At 41.2% G+C, this 18,583-nt stretch carries 10 protein-coding genes and 1 pseudogene; 4 read left to right on the top strand and 7 right to left on the bottom strand.

Going from position 1 to position 18,583, the window contains the following annotated elements; translation table 11 throughout:
• Positions 1-4 precede the first annotated feature (4 nt).
• The 4 genes from ASU31_RS18995 to ASU31_RS18980 all read left to right on the top strand — a co-directional run bounded on the left by ASU31_RS18995 (position 5) and on the right by ASU31_RS18980 (position 5,649).
• Positions 5-1,051: an efflux RND transporter periplasmic adaptor subunit gene (locus ASU31_RS18995; protein ID WP_057933860.1), complete on the top strand. Its 1,047-nt coding sequence runs from the start codon at positions 5-7 to the stop codon at positions 1,049-1,051.
• Positions 1,052-1,061: 10 nt separating this feature from the next.
• Complete coding sequence (locus tag ASU31_RS18990) at positions 1,062-4,115, top strand: efflux RND transporter permease subunit (RefSeq protein WP_057933859.1); 3,054 nt, start codon at positions 1,062-1,064, stop codon at positions 4,113-4,115.
• Positions 4,116-4,218: 103 nt separating this feature from the next.
• Entirely contained in the window at positions 4,219-4,998 is a 780-nt protein-coding gene (locus tag ASU31_RS18985) for an SDR family NAD(P)-dependent oxidoreductase (RefSeq protein WP_057933858.1), read from the top strand.
• A gap of 42 nt (positions 4,999-5,040) precedes the next feature.
• Positions 5,041-5,649, top strand: a complete 609-nt coding sequence (locus ASU31_RS18980; RefSeq protein ID WP_057933857.1) for a TetR/AcrR family transcriptional regulator — start codon at positions 5,041-5,043, stop codon at positions 5,647-5,649.
• A gap of 16 nt (positions 5,650-5,665) precedes the next feature.
• Here the strand turns inward: ASU31_RS18980 and ASU31_RS18975 are convergent, their stop codons facing one another.
• The 7 genes and pseudogenes from ASU31_RS18975 to ASU31_RS18950 all read right to left on the bottom strand — a co-directional run bounded on the left by ASU31_RS18975 (position 5,666) and on the right by ASU31_RS18950 (position 18,491).
• Positions 5,666-6,847 (bottom strand): PepSY-associated TM helix domain-containing protein, encoded by a 1,182-nt coding sequence (locus ASU31_RS18975; RefSeq protein WP_057933856.1) that lies wholly within the window; start codon positions 6,845-6,847, stop codon positions 5,666-5,668.
• Complete coding sequence (locus ASU31_RS18970) at positions 6,847-8,559, bottom strand: TonB-dependent siderophore receptor (RefSeq protein ID WP_342438517.1); 1,713 nt, start codon at positions 8,557-8,559, stop codon at positions 6,847-6,849. The genes ASU31_RS18975 and ASU31_RS18970 overlap by 1 nt, the downstream gene beginning before the upstream one ends.
• Positions 8,560-8,628: 69 nt before the next feature.
• Positions 8,629-9,186 (bottom strand): annotated as a pseudogene (locus tag ASU31_RS28010) (TonB-dependent receptor plug domain-containing protein); the annotation flags it as partial.
• A 594-nt stretch (positions 9,187-9,780) separates the two neighbouring features.
• Positions 9,781-12,456, bottom strand: a complete 2,676-nt coding sequence (locus ASU31_RS18965) for a M14 family zinc carboxypeptidase (protein ID WP_057933855.1) — start codon at positions 12,454-12,456, stop codon at positions 9,781-9,783.
• Between the two features lie 17 nt (positions 12,457-12,473).
• Positions 12,474-13,811, bottom strand: a complete 1,338-nt coding sequence (locus tag ASU31_RS18960) for a RagB/SusD family nutrient uptake outer membrane protein (protein WP_057933854.1) — start codon at positions 13,809-13,811, stop codon at positions 12,474-12,476.
• A gap of 18 nt (positions 13,812-13,829) precedes the next feature.
• Positions 13,830-16,901, bottom strand: coding sequence for a SusC/RagA family TonB-linked outer membrane protein (locus ASU31_RS18955; protein ID WP_057933853.1), 3,072 nt, complete (start codon positions 16,899-16,901; stop codon positions 13,830-13,832).
• 615 nt (positions 16,902-17,516) lie between these two features.
• Positions 17,517-18,491, bottom strand: a complete 975-nt coding sequence (locus ASU31_RS18950; RefSeq protein WP_057933852.1) for an NmrA/HSCARG family protein — start codon at positions 18,489-18,491, stop codon at positions 17,517-17,519.
• Between the last annotated feature and the right edge of the window lie 92 nt (positions 18,492-18,583).

Raw genomic sequence — 18,583 nt, 5'->3', positions numbered from 1 at the left:
TATCATGAACAAGACACAACTCACACTTATTGCGCTTACATCACTATTGTTTGCCTGCAAAGAAAAACCGAAAAATACAAATCCCCTTGGCCAGCCAGATATCATTTCTGTAAAGGTTGCGCCCATTTCCTCTTTTGGGGTAACAAATTCCATTCAGGTTACTGGACTGGTAAGCACTGAAAATGAAGCGAATTATTCCTTCAAAATTGGCGGAGTAATCAATAGCATCCTGGTAGATGAAGGACAATTTTTTAAAAAGGGGCAATTGCTGGCCACCTTAAACACCACCGAGATTGCGGCTGGTCTGGCCCAGGCGAACCTAGGTGTAGATAAGGCCGCTCGTGACTATGCCAGGGCAGTAAACCTTTACAAAGACAGTGTATTTACGCTGGAACAACTGCAGAATACCAAAACGGCATTGGATGTTGCAAAAAAAACAAGTGAGGCAACCGCTTTCAATCAGCGTTATGCCAGGATCTATGCTGCCTCTGATGGTTTTGTAACCAAAAAGGTTGCCAGCGTAGGCGAAGTGATTGGCGGCGGAATGCCGGTGCTGATGACGGGCTCAACCCAAAAAACTGACAGCTACTTGTTAAAGGTTGGGGTAACAGACCTGGAGTGGGCAGGAATCAGTGCTGGGCAACGAGCTGTTGTTTATCTTGATGGTTATCCCGAACAGCCATTCCAGGCAACGGTATTGCGTAAACTTCAATCGGCTGATGCCTCTATCGGATCTTTTCAGGTAGAGCTGAAGCTCCAGATGGGCAATCTGAAACCTGCAATTGGCATGTTCGGGAAGGCGGCAATCGAAACCAATACTTCAGAAAACAAGACAGTAATCCCATTTAGTGCCCTTGTAGAGGCAGATGGAGAGACAGGTTACATCTTTACCCCTAAAGGTACAAACAGTGTTAGAAAAGTGCCTGTAACCATCCTGAAGTTTGACAATAAAAATGTTTACCTAAAAGATAAACTGGAAGGAATAGATCGCATAGTTATTTCTAATAGCGCTTACCTCAACGAACAGTCCACCGTAAAAATTATCAAATAAAGACCACGAGATGAAAATTACAAATTTTGCTGTAAAGAACTACCAGTTTACCCTGATCATATTTGTGCTTGTGGCAGTGGTGGGACTGCTTACACTCTTTACCATGCCCCGCTCGGAGGATCCGACTACCCACCCTCCGCAATATCTGGTAACGGTTATCTACCCTGGCACCAGTCCGAAGGATATGGAAGAACAGGTGGTAAAGCCCATTGAAAATAAAATCTATGGCCTCGAGAACATCGATAAGATCCTGACCACAGTTGAAGATGGCGTAGCAGCGATACAGATCAAGTTCAAGTATGGTGTTGATGTGGATAACAAATACCAGGAAATATCAACAGAAATCAATGCGCTGAAAAACGGTGAACTTCCAAAGGACATTTATCAGATCAAGACCGAAAAAATTGCCTCATCAGATGTAAAGATTATTCAGGTAGCGCTGATCTCAAACACCGCTTCGTCCAAAATATTGCGCGATAATGCAGACAAATTGAAGACCCAGCTGGAAAAGATCACCAATTTGAGAGAGGTAAAGTATACCGGAATGCCAGAGCAGGAAATCCGCATCGACATGCAACTCGATAAACTGGCCCAGCTAAAAATACCATTAAACCTGGTTATAGGCAGTCTGCAAAGTGAGGCGGCCGACATTCCGGGAGGAAGTATCAATATGGAGAGTAAGGTCTTTAATGTAAAGACCAGTGGCAAATTCAAAAATGTTGAAGATGTGGCCAATACGATCATTTATAATGCCAACGGCAAAATAATATACCTGAAGGATGTGGCCCATGTGAGCTATATGGACGGCACCATTAACCACATTACCAGGATCAATGGACAACGCTGTATATTGGTTACCTCTTCGATGAAGAACAACGTGGATATCAGTCAGGTTAAGAAAGAGTACACTCCGGTATTGGAACAATTTTCCCAAACCTTACCACAGAACATTAAAATGGTCAAGAGTTTTGACCAGGCAGATATGGTATCAAAGCGGCTGGGACACCTGGGCTTTGATTTTGGATTGGCCATACTATTAGTGGTGGTTACCTTGTTGCCTTTAGGCTTCAGACCATCGCTGATCGTAATGATTTCCATTCCACTCTCCCTGGCCCTCGGTCTTATTGCAATGAATCTTTTGGGCTTCTCACTCAATCAGCTCAGTATCGTTGGGCTTGTAGTAGCATTGGGACTATTGGTTGATGATAGTATCGTTGTTGTAGAGAATATAGAAAGGTGGCTAAGAGAAGGCCATTCCAGAAAGGATGCCATTTTAAAGGGCACCAAGCAGATTGGGGTAGCTGTTGTAGGCTGTACTGCAACGCTTGTTATTGCATTTTTACCATTAGCCTTTCTACCTGATATGGCCGGAGAGTTTATCCGAAGTCTGCCTATGGCCATTATTACCAGTGTATTGGCCTCTATGATCGTGGCGCTTACGCTTGTGCCTTTTATCGGCAGCAAGATCCTGAAAACCCATACCCATGGGGAGGGAAATTATTTCTTAAAAAAATTGCAGGGCTTTTTAACCTGGTCGTATCGTGGCATTATGCCGTTGGCCCTAAAGTGGCCAAAAGTAACGATCAGTATTTCGATTGCATTGAGCGTATTGGCCTTTTTACTCTTCCCACTGGCAGGGTTTAAACTTTTCCCTACCTCAGAAAAGCCGATGTTTCTGATCAATATTAAAATGCCGCTACAGGCAAATATCCCAGAAAGCGATAAAGCTGCAAAGCTAGTGGAAATGGAACTTAAAAAGCATAAGGAAATCGTTTATTACACCTCAAATGTAGGAAAAGGTAATCCACAGATCTATTACAACGTGCATCAGCAGGATATAAAACCAGATTTTGCACAGATTTTTGTGCAATTGGAAGAAGAGACAAGCCCAAATGATAAAACTGAACTGATCAAAACGCTTAGAAGCAAATTCACTGATTTCCCCTATGCAAAAATAGAGGTGAAGGATTTTGAACAAGGCACTCCAATAGAGGCGAATATTGTGGTCAGGATTTTTGGAGAGCATCAGGATACCCTGCGATCGCTCTCGTTCAAAGTGGAGGAACTGTTACGTAAACACCCAGGTACTTTTTTCATCAACAATGAACTCAATGCCTATAAGTCAGATGTAAAAATCAAGATTGATAAGGAAAAGGCACGGACATTGGGCGTACTGACCAGCGACATTGACAAGGTGATCAGGTTGGCTGTTGCCGGACTGACTGTTGGGGATTACATTGATGACAGGGGTGATTCGAGGAATGTGGTAATCACCATTCCACGTGATAAGTTTTCAAATCTAAATGCATTGAAGAACCTTTATGTGAACAATATCCAGGGTGCACCAATTCAGATCGATCAGATTGCAACCATTGGGCTGGAAACCTCCCCCACTGCAATCAACCATTTCAATAAATCGCGGTTTGCAAAGGTTACCTCGCTCACCAAAGATAATGTTTTGGCAAACGATATTCTCAAGGATATTGTGCCCGAACTCAACAATTTAAAAATGCCCAAGGGATATTATTATAAATTATCTGGGGAGGCTGAATCGGAAGGTGATGCGCTAGGCGGAAATTTCCTTTCGGTGATCATCCTCAGTACCTTCCTGTTTATCGCTGTGCTACTGCTACAGTTTAAGACATTTAAAGGAATCATTATCGTTTTGTCAATTATTCCATTGGGCGTTTTGGGCGGGGTGATATTTTTGCTGATGACAGGAAATCCGATGTCGCTGGTATCTATCATCGGTTTCATTGGTTTATCGGGCATACAGGTAAAGAATTCGCTGTTATTGGTTGATTTTACCAACCAATTGCGGGAAGATGGAAAAAGCATAGATGAGGCGATCCATATTGCCGGCGAAACCAGGTTCCTACCTGTTGTACTTACTTCTATTACGGCCATTTGTGGTCTTATCCCGATAGCCATGAATCCCAATCCGCAGATAGCGCCACTTGCCATTGTATTGATTGGGGGTCTGATCAGCTCTACTATATTATCAAGGATCGTTACCCCGGTAATGTACAAACTCATCCCTCCACAATTGCACGAAAAGATATGATAGGTCAAAATACACGGAAAGACTTGTTTCTGGAATTGAGACTGTTCTTGATTAACCTGATTAACAGCATACTTAAAAATTACTCACATAAATTTTACTAGAGATGAAAGAATACATATTAATTACCGGGGCTTCCTCAGGAATTGGCTACGAAATGGCGAATGAATTGGCAGCTAAAGGGTTAAACCTGATATTGGTTGCCCGAACCGAAGCTAAATTACAGCAAATGCAATCAGAACTAATAAACAGGTATGGCATTCTGGTTCAATATTTCGCTACAGATCTTTCTGATGTGAATGCTGCTAAAAACCTTTACCAAAAGGTGAAAGACGAAAACCTATTAGTGACCCATCTGGTAAATAATGCTGGTGTTGGCAACTATGGCAATTTTACTGAAACGCCATTGGAAGAAGAATTGAGTATAATTCAATTAAACATTTCCAGTCTGGTCGTTTTAAGCAAGCTTTTTGCACAAGATATGGTCAAACGCAAATCCGGCAGGATCATGAACATAGCTTCGGTGGTCGCATTTTTACCGATGCCTTATTTTTCTGTGTATTCTGCAACCAAGGCTTTCGTAAGGGCATTTAGTGAAACACTCGCTGCCGAATTGGAAGGGACCGGAGTTATCGTTTCGTCTCTTTATCCTGGTACTGTGGATACTGGATTTACCACACCTGAGATGCAAACTACAAATCTTCATAAAACCAAGCCGATGACTCCCAAAGAAGTGGCAATGCAGGGTGTAAAGCATCTACTGGTAGGGAGTGGGAAAAAAGTAGTTGGTTTTCAAAACTGGTTTAACGCCAAACTCCCCAACTTTGTTCCTGATGGTATTATGATGAAAATTAAAAAGGGACTGGCAAGTCAGAAATCAAAATAGTTCAGTTAGTGTTGTCGGATATCCTTATGAAATTTATATGATATGTTAAATCGAAACACGATAATAGATGCAGCAATACAGCTTTTTTCATATTTTGGAATTGAAAAAACTCCCCTTAAAGATATAGCCAAATCGTTAAGGGTGAGTATTCCATCTCTATATTGGTATTTTAAAAACAAAGACGAGTTGGTGATCTGTGTTTTAGAAAAAATAACGAATGAAGAATGTATTTTGATCGAAAAGCAGTGTATACGATATAAGTCGCTATCCAATTTTATCGATGAATTAGTTGAAATAAAGCGTTTAACATTTGAGAAATATAGTCGGCTATACCATTCCCCGGATTACTTGAAAAAGATAGGTTTTTTAGAAAACCTGGATTTATTAAGAAGGGTATGTGTGACTGAAAATGTAAATTTGATTTCAAAATCTGTCTTTGCTAAAGATGACAATAGCCCCCATATGTTTAAGGAGGTGTTCATCCGGTTCTTAAGGGAACTCGATATGATATTTCTGACCGATGCAGCCACAAGAGCGAGATTTCGCGGATCAGGCATGACGAAAAGAAATGACATCTCTGATCTCATATGTCAAAAAGCCCGATCTTTTCTATCTGAAATAATGGATAGAAATATCATGGTTCAATATTAAAATTAAATGTCCATTTTTAAGCATTCAAACCCAACTTGAGGGAAGACTTAGGCTTTTTCTTCCTTTTCCCCAACCAGATCAGAAACCCTGAAACCGGAAGGGAAGCACAGATCAAAGCAGCAAAAAAAGCCAATAGCTGTGTACCCAGACCATATATTCTACCTGTATGCATCGGAAGATTTGAATTTCTCCATTTCATGCCCAGCGTTTTCTGTGAATGCGGTAAAACATCAATTATCTTTCCAGTCCTACCATCATAAAAATAATAACTAACACCCCGCCAGCCATCCTTATTGCTCTCAATACTGACAAATGAGGTCGAAACCTTATTGGTTTCAGTCGGGATGCCGATTCCGATCTCCACCCAATCACCTTTTAGTTTTTTTACCAGGTCATAATGAATGAGGTCAATCTTGTTTAATGTCGAATCACTAGCATTGATGATGGGCAGTGTCCGCGCAAAACCAGTCTTCCCCTTGTCTCCCAAAAGTTTATAAATCCCGGTTTCCCACCATTTAAAAGACCATACCAAACCTGTAATGGCAATAAGCATCGCCACTGGCAGAATATAAAAGCCCAATGAATTATGCAGATCGTAATTTACCCGTTTCCATTTTGCATTCCATTTGATTGTAATACTTTTTTTAAACTGCTTGTAGTTTTTTGGCAGCCAAAGGATAAAACCACTGATGAGCATCACAAGAAATAGAAGAATGCAGGAACCCACTACAAGGCTTCCGATAGGTTTTACCAATAACAACTGTCTGTGCAGCTGCTCAACGATATTGAAAAATTCGTAACGGACATCAATTATCCCCAGAACCTTCCCTGTGTATTGATTTACATAAATATCATTTAAATACTCAAATTGGCTAAAGTACCAAAGGTTGATCTTTTCCTTTTTATTAACCTTAAAACCAGAAAACACATAGCTTTTGTTGTCTGCTGAAATCTTCACATTTGAGAGGACTTTTCCAGGGCCAACCGCTTGTTGTGCATTGGCAAGCAATTCAGAAACCGGCTTCGGCTGGCCGGTTTTCTGAACATACACAATATCCCGGTGGACGGCATCAAATATCTCCTCATTGAACACATAAATGCATCCCGTGATGGATACAATCACGACAACAACTCCCGTTACCAGCCCTATCCAAAGATGGAGCCAGCCGGTAATCTTCTTGAATTTACTTTTGGCCATTAAAATGAATATCCAACCGTTAGCATATAGTTCTCTGGCTGCCCCGGAAATAACCGTAGATAATCGTATCCGCCCACCCAGTGTTTTTTATTGCCTATGTTATTTGCATTTAGCTGAAGCTGCAGTTTGCCGATATTATAGAACAGTCCGGCATTAAGAAGCATGAACGATGGTAAGGTAATCTGATCTTCAGGCGAGAACTTGGCATCATAGTTCAGGTTTCTTTTATCCACATAATTTATCCCTAATGCTATACCAAAACCTTTGGCTGCACCATCAATAAAGTTATAGCGCGTCCACAGGTTCGCTGTGTTTTTTGGTGCGTTCGGCTTTTGTATTCCAACCTCTCCTGCCGTACCGCTTTCAAGTATCTTTGCCCTGTTGTATGAATACGATGCAATTACATTCCAGTTCGGCATAATTTTTCCAACCACATCAACTTCGAAGCCTCTAGATTGCTCATCCCCTATCTGCCTTAGTACATCAATTACGCCTGGTGTTGCATACAGCGCTCCGGTCTGCTTGATCTGATACACGGCGGCGGTAATGCTTAGTTGATCCCTGAGCCAGCTGGTTTTTGCACCAAATTCGATCATATTGCTTTTCAAGGGATCAAATGGCCCGCCTGCATTTGGGTTTGATATGGTGGCAGAGGTCTGAGGGTTGTATCCCTCAACGTAACTTCCATAAAAGTTGATATTTGAATTAATGGCATAAACAGCGCCCAATCTTGGCAACCAGGCATGAGAATTGGCTTTCGCTTCAGTTTGAGTTTTATAATTGGCAAAATCAGTATAATATTCATAACGCACTCCAAGTAAAACCTGCAGCCCGCCTATTTTTAACTGATCCTGAATATACCCTGAGTTAAGATAATAATATGCTGGGGCCACTACAGATTGAGCAAAGAAAAGTTTGCTGTCATCCTGCATTCTCTGGGATGACAACGGATCATTAAGATTGAAGTGCGGAACATTGGGCACTGGGTTTCCTGCAGCATCAAGGAGATACCTGCTCTTATTTGCGACCACGTAGGTTGGGATAGAACCGTTGTTCGCTGCATTTCTATAACCACTTGCTGTCATCTGCGAACCTCCTACAGGCGTTTTTTCACTCCCAAAATCATAACCTGCTACGATCTTATGCGATACCGGACCGGTTGTAGGTGTGTAATTTACATAACCGGAGAAGTTATCAATAAAACGCTTGCGCTTCCTGATCTGAACATTCATTCCTGCAAGGTTATTGATCACAGCACCATTGCCATCAACACCATAAGAATTGGAAGTACGGTGCTCGTTAAGATCCTCCGAATATCCTGTTTTTAGATATGAAGCGTTCACGCTCAATACATCGCTGACCTTATGGGTAATCGAGATCGTTGCATTATAGGTGAGCTCGTTCAGGTAATCGTTCGTAGTGTTTAATGATAGGGATTGTGGTGTAGAATTTAAATCGAAGCTACCAAAAATCGGCTGCCCCCTGTCAAGCCTGCTTTTTGAATCGGTATATACCAGATCAAAGTTTATCCTCGTTTTTTCAGACGGAACGAAGGTAAGCGAAGGTGCAATAACAAAGTTCCTGTCAAACATTAAATCCCTGAAAGTTTCTGCATTTTCATAGCCAAGGTTTAAGCGGTAAAGCAAGGTACTGTCTTTTGATGCCGGTCCGGTAAAATCGGCAAGCCCGCGGAAGGTATTGAAACTTCCCATAGTCATACTAATGGATCTTCTGGTTTCATCAAGCGGCTTTTTGGTTACCCGGTTTACCACACCACCTGGACTTGCATTTCCAAAAAGTGCAGAAGACGGACCTTTTAGCACTTCAACCCTTTCCAGGTAATTGGCGAGCGATTGTTTCCAGAAACCTGTACTTGTTCTTAGTCCGTTTAGCAACTGGGTATTGCTCTGTCCGTTTACACGAAAGCCACGGATGGTTAAATCGTCATAAAAACTGAACTGATTTACTCCGCTAAAGTTTTTCACTACCTCACCAACGCGCATCAGGCCCTGATCGGCAATCAATTCCTTACTGGCATAGGAAACAGATTGAGGAATGTCTTTGAGTTCATTTTCAATCTTACCAATAAAGGTCGCCTTGGTTTTATAGGCTTTTTCTTTACGCCCGGTAATTTCTACCTGCTGAAGATCTGAATTTGATTCGGTCAGAACAACATTCTCATCTGTATCTCCACTGATTTCGATCGTTTTGACCGACTGTCTAAAACCGATAAAATTGAAATGTAAAATTAGCTTGCCCTGGCTCACTTGCAACCTGTAATAACCTTTGTTATTTGTTGAGGTAGTTAATTTTGTATTTTCAACACTGATGGTAACACCGGGAAGTGGGTTTCCCTAACTATCACGTACATATCCCTGCAGTTTTGCGGTCTGTTGCGCAGAAGCACTGTATGAGAGAAACAAAAAGAAAAAAAGGCATAATGCCGCATGGGTTAAGGTTATCTTCATGAAATAAGGATCAAATACTATTTAGACTTATTAAAAATAAAGTCGCAAACATAGTATTTTTTATCTACTTTTTAAATAAAAGAGTAGAATATAGCTTCGTGGAAAGTCTATCCATTCAATTATCTGCGGTTGACATGACTTTTTTCCATTTAAATTGTTCGGGCATTAAGACACCATACTATTCAAAATCATCTTAGTTTTACCTGGATTGACAGGCAAAAAAAATCCGGAGTAAAAACTTATAAAAGTGTTCACTCCGGTTGGTACCCAATCAACAGGAATACTTTCAATATTTAAAAGCCTTTCGTTATTCATTGAGCCAATAGTTGATGGTTTGAACGTGAAAGGCTTTATAAAATAAATTAAGTATTAAAGTGCAATCGTTACAGTTCACGGAAATGGCGAACCAGATGAGGTTAGATTAGAATCGAAATTAATTTTACGATACAGCTCTGGATTTAAGGATTATCTATAACCCCCGTTTAAAAGGTTACCAAAAAATATGGCATTTAAAAATAATCGTCCTGTTCCTAACCAATAACCCCTATAGGTAGGGTCATCAGCAAAAAGAATCACTTCTCCACTGCCACTCCCTGTTGCAATGATGGCTGCCGATCCGGCTACTTTAGCAATATTAGACTTGGAAGAGTACCCGTTAATAAAAGGTTTTGATGTATACTGTGCTACTGTTGCATATTTATTCGAACTTGGCAACAATAAAGTTGGCCCATTCTTATTGATAAAAAGCTTACGCGAGGTTACGCCAAAGGCAATAGGATGCGTGATATCGAGATCAGATTGAAAAATAGCCCCATTGATTCTTTTTGAACCTTCTACATCTTCCTGCCTTTGATAATCAAGTCTTTCGGCTAGTGGTTTTGTGGGTTTAGCCGCATTTTCTGCCCCGTTAAGCTTTGGTTCTTTTTTGGTTTCATCTATGGCTTTTGTTGCCGTGGTAGCAGTTACGGCTGGCAGTTCCCCCCTTCTAAAAAAAGCATCTGTTTCAGCCAGTTTTTCTTTAACTATTTCTTGCTGCACTGCCCAGGCGGTAGCGGTTTGAAAAGTAATCAGCGTGCCACCTTCAGCTACCCAGTTTTTAATTTTATCAACAGTTGCTTTGTCCCAGGCACTATAATTACCACCCGGTAGCACCAAAACATTATAACGGTTTAATGGTGCCCTTGCAAAACTCTGAAGATCCAGTTTGGTTACCGGAAGATTTAATTGCTGGTTTAATAAAAACCAAACCTGTCCTGCTTCCGAAGCCGTTACACCCTGTCCAAAAGCCAGTACCACTTCTGGTTTGCGCACAGCTTTAATGTTGCTACTGCCCAGATCTATACCTTCGGCACTAAATCCACTGGCAACTGCAGTAATATCGATATTGGTAGCTTTAGCTACACTATTTAATGCCGCATAAAGTGAATCGGCAGAAACATTTTGCCCAATTACCGGGATAACCAGCGAACCCGGAAGGTATGCTTTTTTACCCGATGCGGTATTGGCTACAAAAGATTTAAAAGCTGTTTTTACCAATACGTTTTTTAACTGCAACTGGTAAAGTGCTTTTGTAAAATTATAATCACTCGAATTGATCAGATACGCATAACCCGATCGTTCTCCTGACACCTTTCCTGTTTCAGGAATAATACTTTTAACAGCTGCACCTTTTGAAAATGTACCATTCAATTTTGCATATTTTAGCCCATAGGCATGGATAATGCTCCACCCGGTATTATCATAAAATATGCTGTCCTTTAAAGTATTTTCTTCAAAAATAGAATGCACAATTAAAAAATTGGGCTGTGCTGAGGGAACGATATAGGATTTTCCCTTTTCAAAGGTTTTACCTTCCTGGCTCAGATTATCCTGCACCTCAAAAACCTCTACATGGTGTGCCAGCAGTAACCCTAAAAATTTCTGGGTAAGGTTAACGTCATTCTTATCTCCAAATACGAATCCTTTTGCCGGGTTTTTCTGTCCTTGTGCCAAGGCATATTTAAAGAAGTCTTTTTGCACCTTAAACAATCCTGTTTTCTCTTCAACGGCCCCTTTTATTGTCGAAAAACTCGTTGCTAAGTGATTGCGGATGGTAAATGCGAAAGTCAATGGTCCGTTGCTCGATTCCTGTAAAATACCACGTGAACTAGCCTGCTCAAAAGTGGCAGCAACAGAGCCAAAGAATTTTGGATAGGTAGAACCATAAATTGGTGAAAGATTATCGTAATTCTCTTTGGTAAAATAAAATGAACCGATATCATCAAGAGCCTTTGCATGATATTTTGCCAGAATTACCTGGTACTCATATAAAAACTGAGGAATAATCGGGCTTTCGTGGCTTTTTGGTGTCGGCTCGAAATAGTAGGTGGCATTGGTTCCCTGTTCATGGAAATCGATCTGTACATTTGGATACCACTTATGGAAAAAAGCCAAACGGTTACGGCTTTCTACCTGAACCAGGTTAAGCCAATCGCGGTTAAGATCAGTAAAATAATGGTTAGTTCTGCCGTTAGGCCAGGCTTCCTGATGTTCTTTATCGAGTGGATCTCCTACAGCCGGGAACGAATGATAGGCATTGTGCCAGTTGGCAGCCCTGTCTCTTCCATCCGGATTTAAGGAAGGATCGATAAAAATGACCGATGCCGAAAGCCATTTCAGCGTTTCCGCATCATTACTGGCTGCAAGGTAATAACCTGTGAGCAAACTGGTCTCGGTACTGGAGGTTTCATTTCCATGTACCCCGTAGCCTAAATTAATAATAACCGGAGCATTACTGCCCAGTACAGGTTTCGACGGGTCTACCTGGTTTAAATGTTCCTGCCTGATCTGTTCCAATTTCGCGTAATTGGATGGGGCAGTAATGGTTACAATAATCTGCTCACGCTGTTCGTATGTTTTACCCAAACTTTCTACATGTACGCGGTCGGATACTTTTTCCAATTGACGGAAATAAGCTACCACCTGTTCATGTCTGGTAAAATAAGTTCCGATGGGATAGCCCAGAAACTGCTCGGGCGTTGGGATTTTTGTATCGAGCGAAGTCGCTTTAGGAAAGAAATAGCTATTCTGCGCGGAGGCTTTCTGAATGCAGATGATGCTTAGCACCAACAGGATTTTTGCTGTATTTAAAAATGTTTTCATTTTTTGTTGATCGAAATTTAATAACCTGGGTTTTGTGTTACATCTGGATCAGATTGCACATCTGAATAAGGGATCGGGAAAAGCCAGAAATTTTTATTGGTTATGCCCAATACAGCTCCTGCCCTTTCGGTACGTACAAGATCGAACCAGCGGTGCGCCTCGAAGGCGAATTCAATGGCATTTTCATCTTCAATAGCCTGAATAAGTCCACTCTGTGTAGTTGCTGTGGTTGCTCCAACATCTGCCCTTGCCCTTACGGCGTTAAGATCAGCAGCGGCATCAACCAGTTTGTTCTGCTGCGCCCTTGCCTCTGCCCTGATCAGATAAAGTTCTGCAATCCGGATGAGGTAAGATGGATCGGTACTGGTTGCGGTGGTATTATAAAGCACGCCGTAAACCGTAGTTCCGCTCCCTGCTATCAATGCATTCCGAGTCCCGCCAATAACAGGATTATTAAGTTTTGCTACAAGGGCATCTGAAGGTTTTAGCGTAAATTGCCCTCCAGCCGAACTTGGATACCACAGATTCCAATAACTATTGCGGTCGTTTACCGAGTAGGCCAGTTCGAGTACAGATTCTGCCGTTTGAAAAGGGGCAGTAAAGAACGACTTATAGGGTTTCACTAAGGTATATTTGGTATTTGCAATGACTTGTGAGGCATAGATTTCAGCATCAACCCATTGTTTTCTATACAGGTGCAGCCTTGCGCGGAGCGCCCTTGCAGCACTTTTCTGTGCACGGTTTCTGGTTGTTGCATCTTCCGGAAGCAATTGCTCAGCCTGAATCAGATCAGCAAGTACCTGATCGTAGGTCTGATCGAGCGTACTGCGTTTAATCCCTTTTAAAATACTAAGATCAGAAGTTGGTTTAAGCTGAAGCTGAACGCCTCCCCATCCCCTGGCCAGATCAAAATAAGATAATGCCCTGATAAAATAAGCCTCACCCAGGATCTTGTTTTTTTCTGTTGCAGTAAGCAATGGATCGTTTACCAACGGTACATAGGCGATAACACTATTTGCAGAATTAATAGTCCTGTAGATACCCTGATAGGCAGAAACAGTAATCACATTATCTGTAGGTATTGCATTTTGATCAAGCTGAAGATATTCACTCAATGTTCCATTAAAAATAACGTTATCGGTTGTAATGGTACCCAAAGTAGGATAACTCGAAGCATAATAACCTTGTAATCTGTCGTATGTCCCGATGATAGCTGCTCTCGCCGTACTTGCATCCGTAATTGAACTTTCGGTTGGAAGGGAGTTATTGGGCACTTCTTCCAGGTATTTTTTGCAGGAAGCCGATAACAGTATAACGGCCAGTAAAACTGCATTTCTAAAATATGATGTTTTCATTTTTTTAATTGTAAATCGTTAAAAGGTTACACTTGCGCCGATCTGGAATGTTCTTGGTTGTGGAACGGTGGCCCAATCGTAACCTACCGTATTTTGATTGTTGGACTGTGAACTTACTTCAGGATCTAAGCCGCCATATTTGGTAAAAGTGAGCAGATTTGTACCCTGGGCATACACCCTTAACTTGTTTACCCCAATCTTTCTCAGGGCATCTTTCGGTAGCGTGTAACCCAGTGTAAGGGTTTTGAGCCTGATGAAAGAACCATCTTCCAGGTAACGTGAAGAAAGACTGGCCACATTACCGCCATAATTATTGGCAGCACCACCATTTTGTGTCGGATTTCCACTAAAAGTGGTCAACCTTGGAATATCGGTCACATCGCCTGGTTTTTGCCAGCGATCTAACTGACGGGGCAAGAAACCAATATTGGCCTGCGTACCACCATGTACCATGAAGAAATCGTTCATGTTCATGATTTTATTTCCTTGCTGGAAGTAAAAGAAAAAGTTCAGATCAAAACCCTTAAACGTAAAATTATTGGTCAGTCCTCCTGTATAATTTGGAAGGGCGTTGCCCACAATCTGGCGGTCGGCAGAAGTAATCACGCCGTCACGATTTAAATCTTCATAAACTGCGTTACCCGTCTGCTGATCAACATAAAGCTGTTTATACAACTGAAATGAATTAGTAGAATAACCTTGTCTTAGAATAGAAATATTTCTTCCCGATGCACCCAGACTAATATCAGAGGCTAGTTTTTCTATTTTATTGTTGTTAAAGGAAATATTAAAATTGGTTGTCCATTGGAAAGCATCGGTTTCTATGTTAGTTGAATTGATACCCAGTTCGAAACCTTTATTTCTTACTGCCCCATAATTCTGCAGGTAAGAGGCAAAACCCGACCGGTAAGGCACCGGAACATTCAATAACAGATCGTAAGTATATTTATTATAATAATCTGCTACAATGCTTAAACGGTTTTTGAAAATACCAAATTCTGCACCCACATTAAACTGACGGGTGGTTTCCCAGGTTAAATCAGGGTTGGCCAACTGCGTTGGCGCAATACCTGGCTGTTCCAGGTAATTTGCTCCTGATGACCATAAGCCCTGAGCAGCATAAGAACCGATCCCATTCTGGTTACCCGAAAGTCCCAAACTTGCCCTGATTTTCAGCTCGTCGAAAAAGTTGAGGTTTTTAATGAACTCTTCCTGGCTCAACCTCCATGCAACCCCTCCTGATGGGAAATAACCCCAGCGGTTATTGGTTCCAAACTTAGATGATCCATCAGCACGGATACTTCCATCAATGGTATATTTGCCATCGTAAGTATAACTTACTTTACTGAAAAAAGAAACCAGTTTCGATTCTGCGCGGGAAGCTGACCCAGAGCGCGTAGCCGCAACCGATACCGACCTTAAACTGTTGGCTGCAAATCCTGTTCCGGTAGCAGAGGTGCTCTCGTTCAGCACGGTATTCAAGGTATTTCCAACCAAAGCATTAATATTGTGTTTTTTGCCTTCGCCAAACGATTTAACAAAACTTAATACCTGCTCATTGGTCAATACCAGGTTCTTGTTTTCGATCGAAGAAGCAGAGCCATTGGTTGCAATACCTGCACTGATCAGTGTGCTCGAATAACTGTTATCATATTCGCTACTGTTATCTATACTCCAGCTGCTACGGAGCTTTAAGCCTGGAATAAATGTATATTCACCATAAATATTCCCTATTGTACGCCAGCCAACAGCCTTGCTATCCAGATTTTCGATCAGCGCCAAATGGTTATCAAAGCTTCCGTAACGTGCATAGGTACCGTCGTTATTATAGATAGGCAGATAAGATCTTGGGAAAAGTGCGGAATTGATTACCCCTGTAGGGTTATTGTCACTTCCGCTCAGGTTGCGATCGGAGCGTGTAAAGTTGATACTGGTACCCACTTTAAGTTTATCTGTTAAGTAATTATCATAGTTTAACCGAGCAGAATACCGGCTATAATCGGATGGTTTTACGATAGATTCCTGGCTGAGATAACCTAAACTGATATAATAAGTGCTTCTGTCTGTTCCGCCCTGGGTAGCAATTTCGTAATTAGAAGTTCTCGCCGTTCTAAATAGACCGCTGATCCGATCATAAGTTGGCTGGTTCTGGGGATCTGGAAACGGAAGCACTACTGTAGAAGGATTAAGTCCGTTATCGATCGCTGTATTTACACGCGACTCGTTGGTTAAAAGTGCAACCTCAGGGCCTGAAGCCACTTCAAATTTATTTATTGCTGTAGACCATCCCTGAAAAGTATTGAGTGAAATATTGGCTTTTGTGTTCCGTTTCCCTCTTTTGGTGGTTACGATAATTACGCCATTTGCACCCAAAGATCCGTAAATAGCAGTTGCATTGGCATCTTTTAAGATCTGAATATCTTCAATATCAGATGGATTTAAATCAGCAATGGGATTAGACGCTGCCTGGTTACCCAATCCGGCGGTAATCGGATCAGCATTGCTTACAAATACACCATCTATAATATAAAGCGGATCTACAGAGGCATTGATTGAATTGTTGCCACGTACACGGAAGGTTATTCCGCCACCAGGAACCCCTGAATTTGATGAAACCTGTACACCAGTTGTTTTACCCTGAAGCAATTGATTAAACCCACCCGATGGCTGGTTCTGCACAACCGAACCGCTTACACTACTGATAGAACCTGCTATATATTTACGCTCCTGTGTACTATATCCGGTAACCACAACATCATTCAGCTGACTTTGAATCTCCTGAAGACGAATGGTAACGGGACTACCGTTTACCGTAACCGTTTTCTGATCATAACCGATAAAACTAACAATTAGCGTGTAGGGGAAACTTTGGCCCGTTACAAAACTGAACCTGCCGTCAGGATCTGTAGAAACCGTGTGTGTAGTTCCTTTTATTTTTACCACAGCACCTGGTAGAGGGAGGCTGGTTGAAGCATCCAAAACGGTACCGTTGAGCTGCGATTTGATGGTTGGGTTTACCTGAGCGATGGCCAGCGTTGACCAAAAGACGCATAAGTAGAGATAGAACCCTTTTCTGTAAAGATTTTTCATTTTTTTTGTTTGGGAATGTTTGGACAAAACACTTCCATTAACCTTTTAGGGGCTGCATGGTTGTGATGGATTTGGATAAAGGATTTTTAGCTTAAAAAATGCTAAGATTTAGCGGCCTGTGCAGTTACACATTCGGCAATGTTCCAGTTCTTTTACTGCAGCACATTGCTCAAGGTTTAAACTTTTTCGAAAACTTCCATCCTTTTCGATGGAAATACCTGAATGTAAAAATTGTTTCATAATTAATTTACCTATTAAATCTATAGATTTAGTAGACAAATTAAAACAATAATAAGTTCTTTTACAAGTTTAATTTCAAATGTGAAATATAAATTCAGGTTTAAACAGAATATAATTTTATTAATGTTTGGATAAAACGTAATTACATATAGCAAAAGGCATGTTCACTAGGTATAAGTTTTGTGAAAATCTGGCAAAAAATATCATATCTTAATTGTAATAAAATGGATTGGTAACATTTTGACACTGATTTTCTAGTGGAAATGTCAACTAACGTAATATTATATTCTTATATATTTAAGCCAGGAAAAATTTTAAATCATTATCAACCTATTTCCATAGCTTCCCCTTGATGAAGTAGGCGATTGAAAGAAATCAGTAAGTCTGCTTTTGGCCTTGCCATCCGGTACTGCGCAGAAATTGTTCCCAACTTAGACTGCTTTGGTTAACCTTGCGGCTCCATAACAAATCACGCTCCTTGCCGAAATAACCATAATCTACAGCATATTCTGCCATTCCTAAAATTTCCTTTACCAAAAGCTCATTTGTACCGAATTCAGGGAAGTGGCGAAGCAATGCTTCTTGTGTAAATGCGGAACTATAGATAGCCTTTTTACCTGTTACCCGAATAAATGTATCTATCATTTCCCGGGGCGAAATAATGTCGCCGATAACAGGCAAAGATTTACCTGCATATACATCTGGATTGGAAAATATCTCTAAAACCGCTGGCCCAGTAGCGGTAAGGGGATCAACAAATGGGGCACGAAAATCCTCAGGTAAATAAATCGGAAATACAAGCGTATCTCCAACCAATTTCGGGGGATAAAACTCCATTAGATTGGTGTAGAAAAAGGCCATATAAATAAACGAGCTGGTGATTGGAAGCGTGCGGATATATGCTTCAATCATTGCTTTATCGGTAAAATGAGGAGCAAACTTTTTTCCGTTTGTAATTTTTTCCACATTTTCCAAACTACTAAAAATAATATGCTTAACTCCAGCCTCAACCGCCGCATCCGCTAATTGTTTACCCAGCTCCATTTCGTGGTTATGCGGCGGCACAATACTTGGTGTCATGATGAAAACGCCTTCCGATCCACGGAATGCTTCAACGAAATCTTTCTCATAGCTCAAATCAAGCGGTAAACTTACGAGCTCAGCCCCAATCTCAGTCAAATTAAGTGCCTCTGGTGAATCTACACGGCGTGTAATGCCCCGTACACGATAACGCCCGCTATGCAATAGCGTAAGTGCTGCGCTGCGCCCCTGTTTGCCCAAAACGCCTACGATAGTGATCAATGGCTTGTCTTTTTCGATCACCTCATTTGCTTTAAAATCTGGTCTCATTTATATTATTTTATTAACTATAAAAATTATAGTTGCAAAACTATATATAGTAACATAAATTTGCAATAACTATCCAAAAGGATAGGTTAAAA

Source organism: Pedobacter ginsenosidimutans, assembly GCF_001442625.1.
Lineage (GTDB): Bacteria > Bacteroidota > Bacteroidia > Sphingobacteriales > Sphingobacteriaceae > Pedobacter > Pedobacter ginsenosidimutans.
The sequence above is the reverse complement of the archived record's forward strand: the minus strand, read 5'-3'. Positions and strand labels throughout refer to the sequence as shown.

What these genes read in the sequence shown, in the direction of transcription:
- ASU31_RS18995 (WP_057933860.1), top strand. Translation starts at nt 5, where the DNA reads ATGAACAAGACACAACTCACACTTATTGCGCTTACATCACTATTGTTT.
- ASU31_RS18990 (WP_057933859.1), top strand. Translation starts at nt 1,062, where the DNA reads ATGAAAATTACAAATTTTGCTGTAAAGAACTACCAGTTTACCCTGATC.
- ASU31_RS18985 (WP_057933858.1), top strand. Translation starts at nt 4,219, where the DNA reads ATGAAAGAATACATATTAATTACCGGGGCTTCCTCAGGAATTGGCTAC.
- ASU31_RS18980 (WP_057933857.1), top strand. Translation starts at nt 5,041, where the DNA reads ATGTTAAATCGAAACACGATAATAGATGCAGCAATACAGCTTTTTTCA.
- ASU31_RS18975 (WP_057933856.1), bottom strand. Translation starts at nt 6,847, where the DNA reads ATGGCCAAAAGTAAATTCAAGAAGATTACCGGCTGGCTCCATCTTTGG.
- ASU31_RS18970 (WP_342438517.1), bottom strand. Translation starts at nt 8,559, where the DNA reads ATGGGAAGTTTCAATACCTTCCGCGGGCTTGCCGATTTTACCGGACCG.
- ASU31_RS18965 (WP_057933855.1), bottom strand. Translation starts at nt 12,456, where the DNA reads ATGAAAACATTTTTAAATACAGCAAAAATCCTGTTGGTGCTAAGCATC.
- ASU31_RS18960 (WP_057933854.1), bottom strand. Translation starts at nt 13,811, where the DNA reads ATGAAAACATCATATTTTAGAAATGCAGTTTTACTGGCCGTTATACTG.
- ASU31_RS18955 (WP_057933853.1), bottom strand. Translation starts at nt 16,901, where the DNA reads ATGAAAAATCTTTACAGAAAAGGGTTCTATCTCTACTTATGCGTCTTT.
- ASU31_RS18950 (WP_057933852.1), bottom strand. Translation starts at nt 18,491, where the DNA reads ATGAGACCAGATTTTAAAGCAAATGAGGTGATCGAAAAAGACAAGCCA.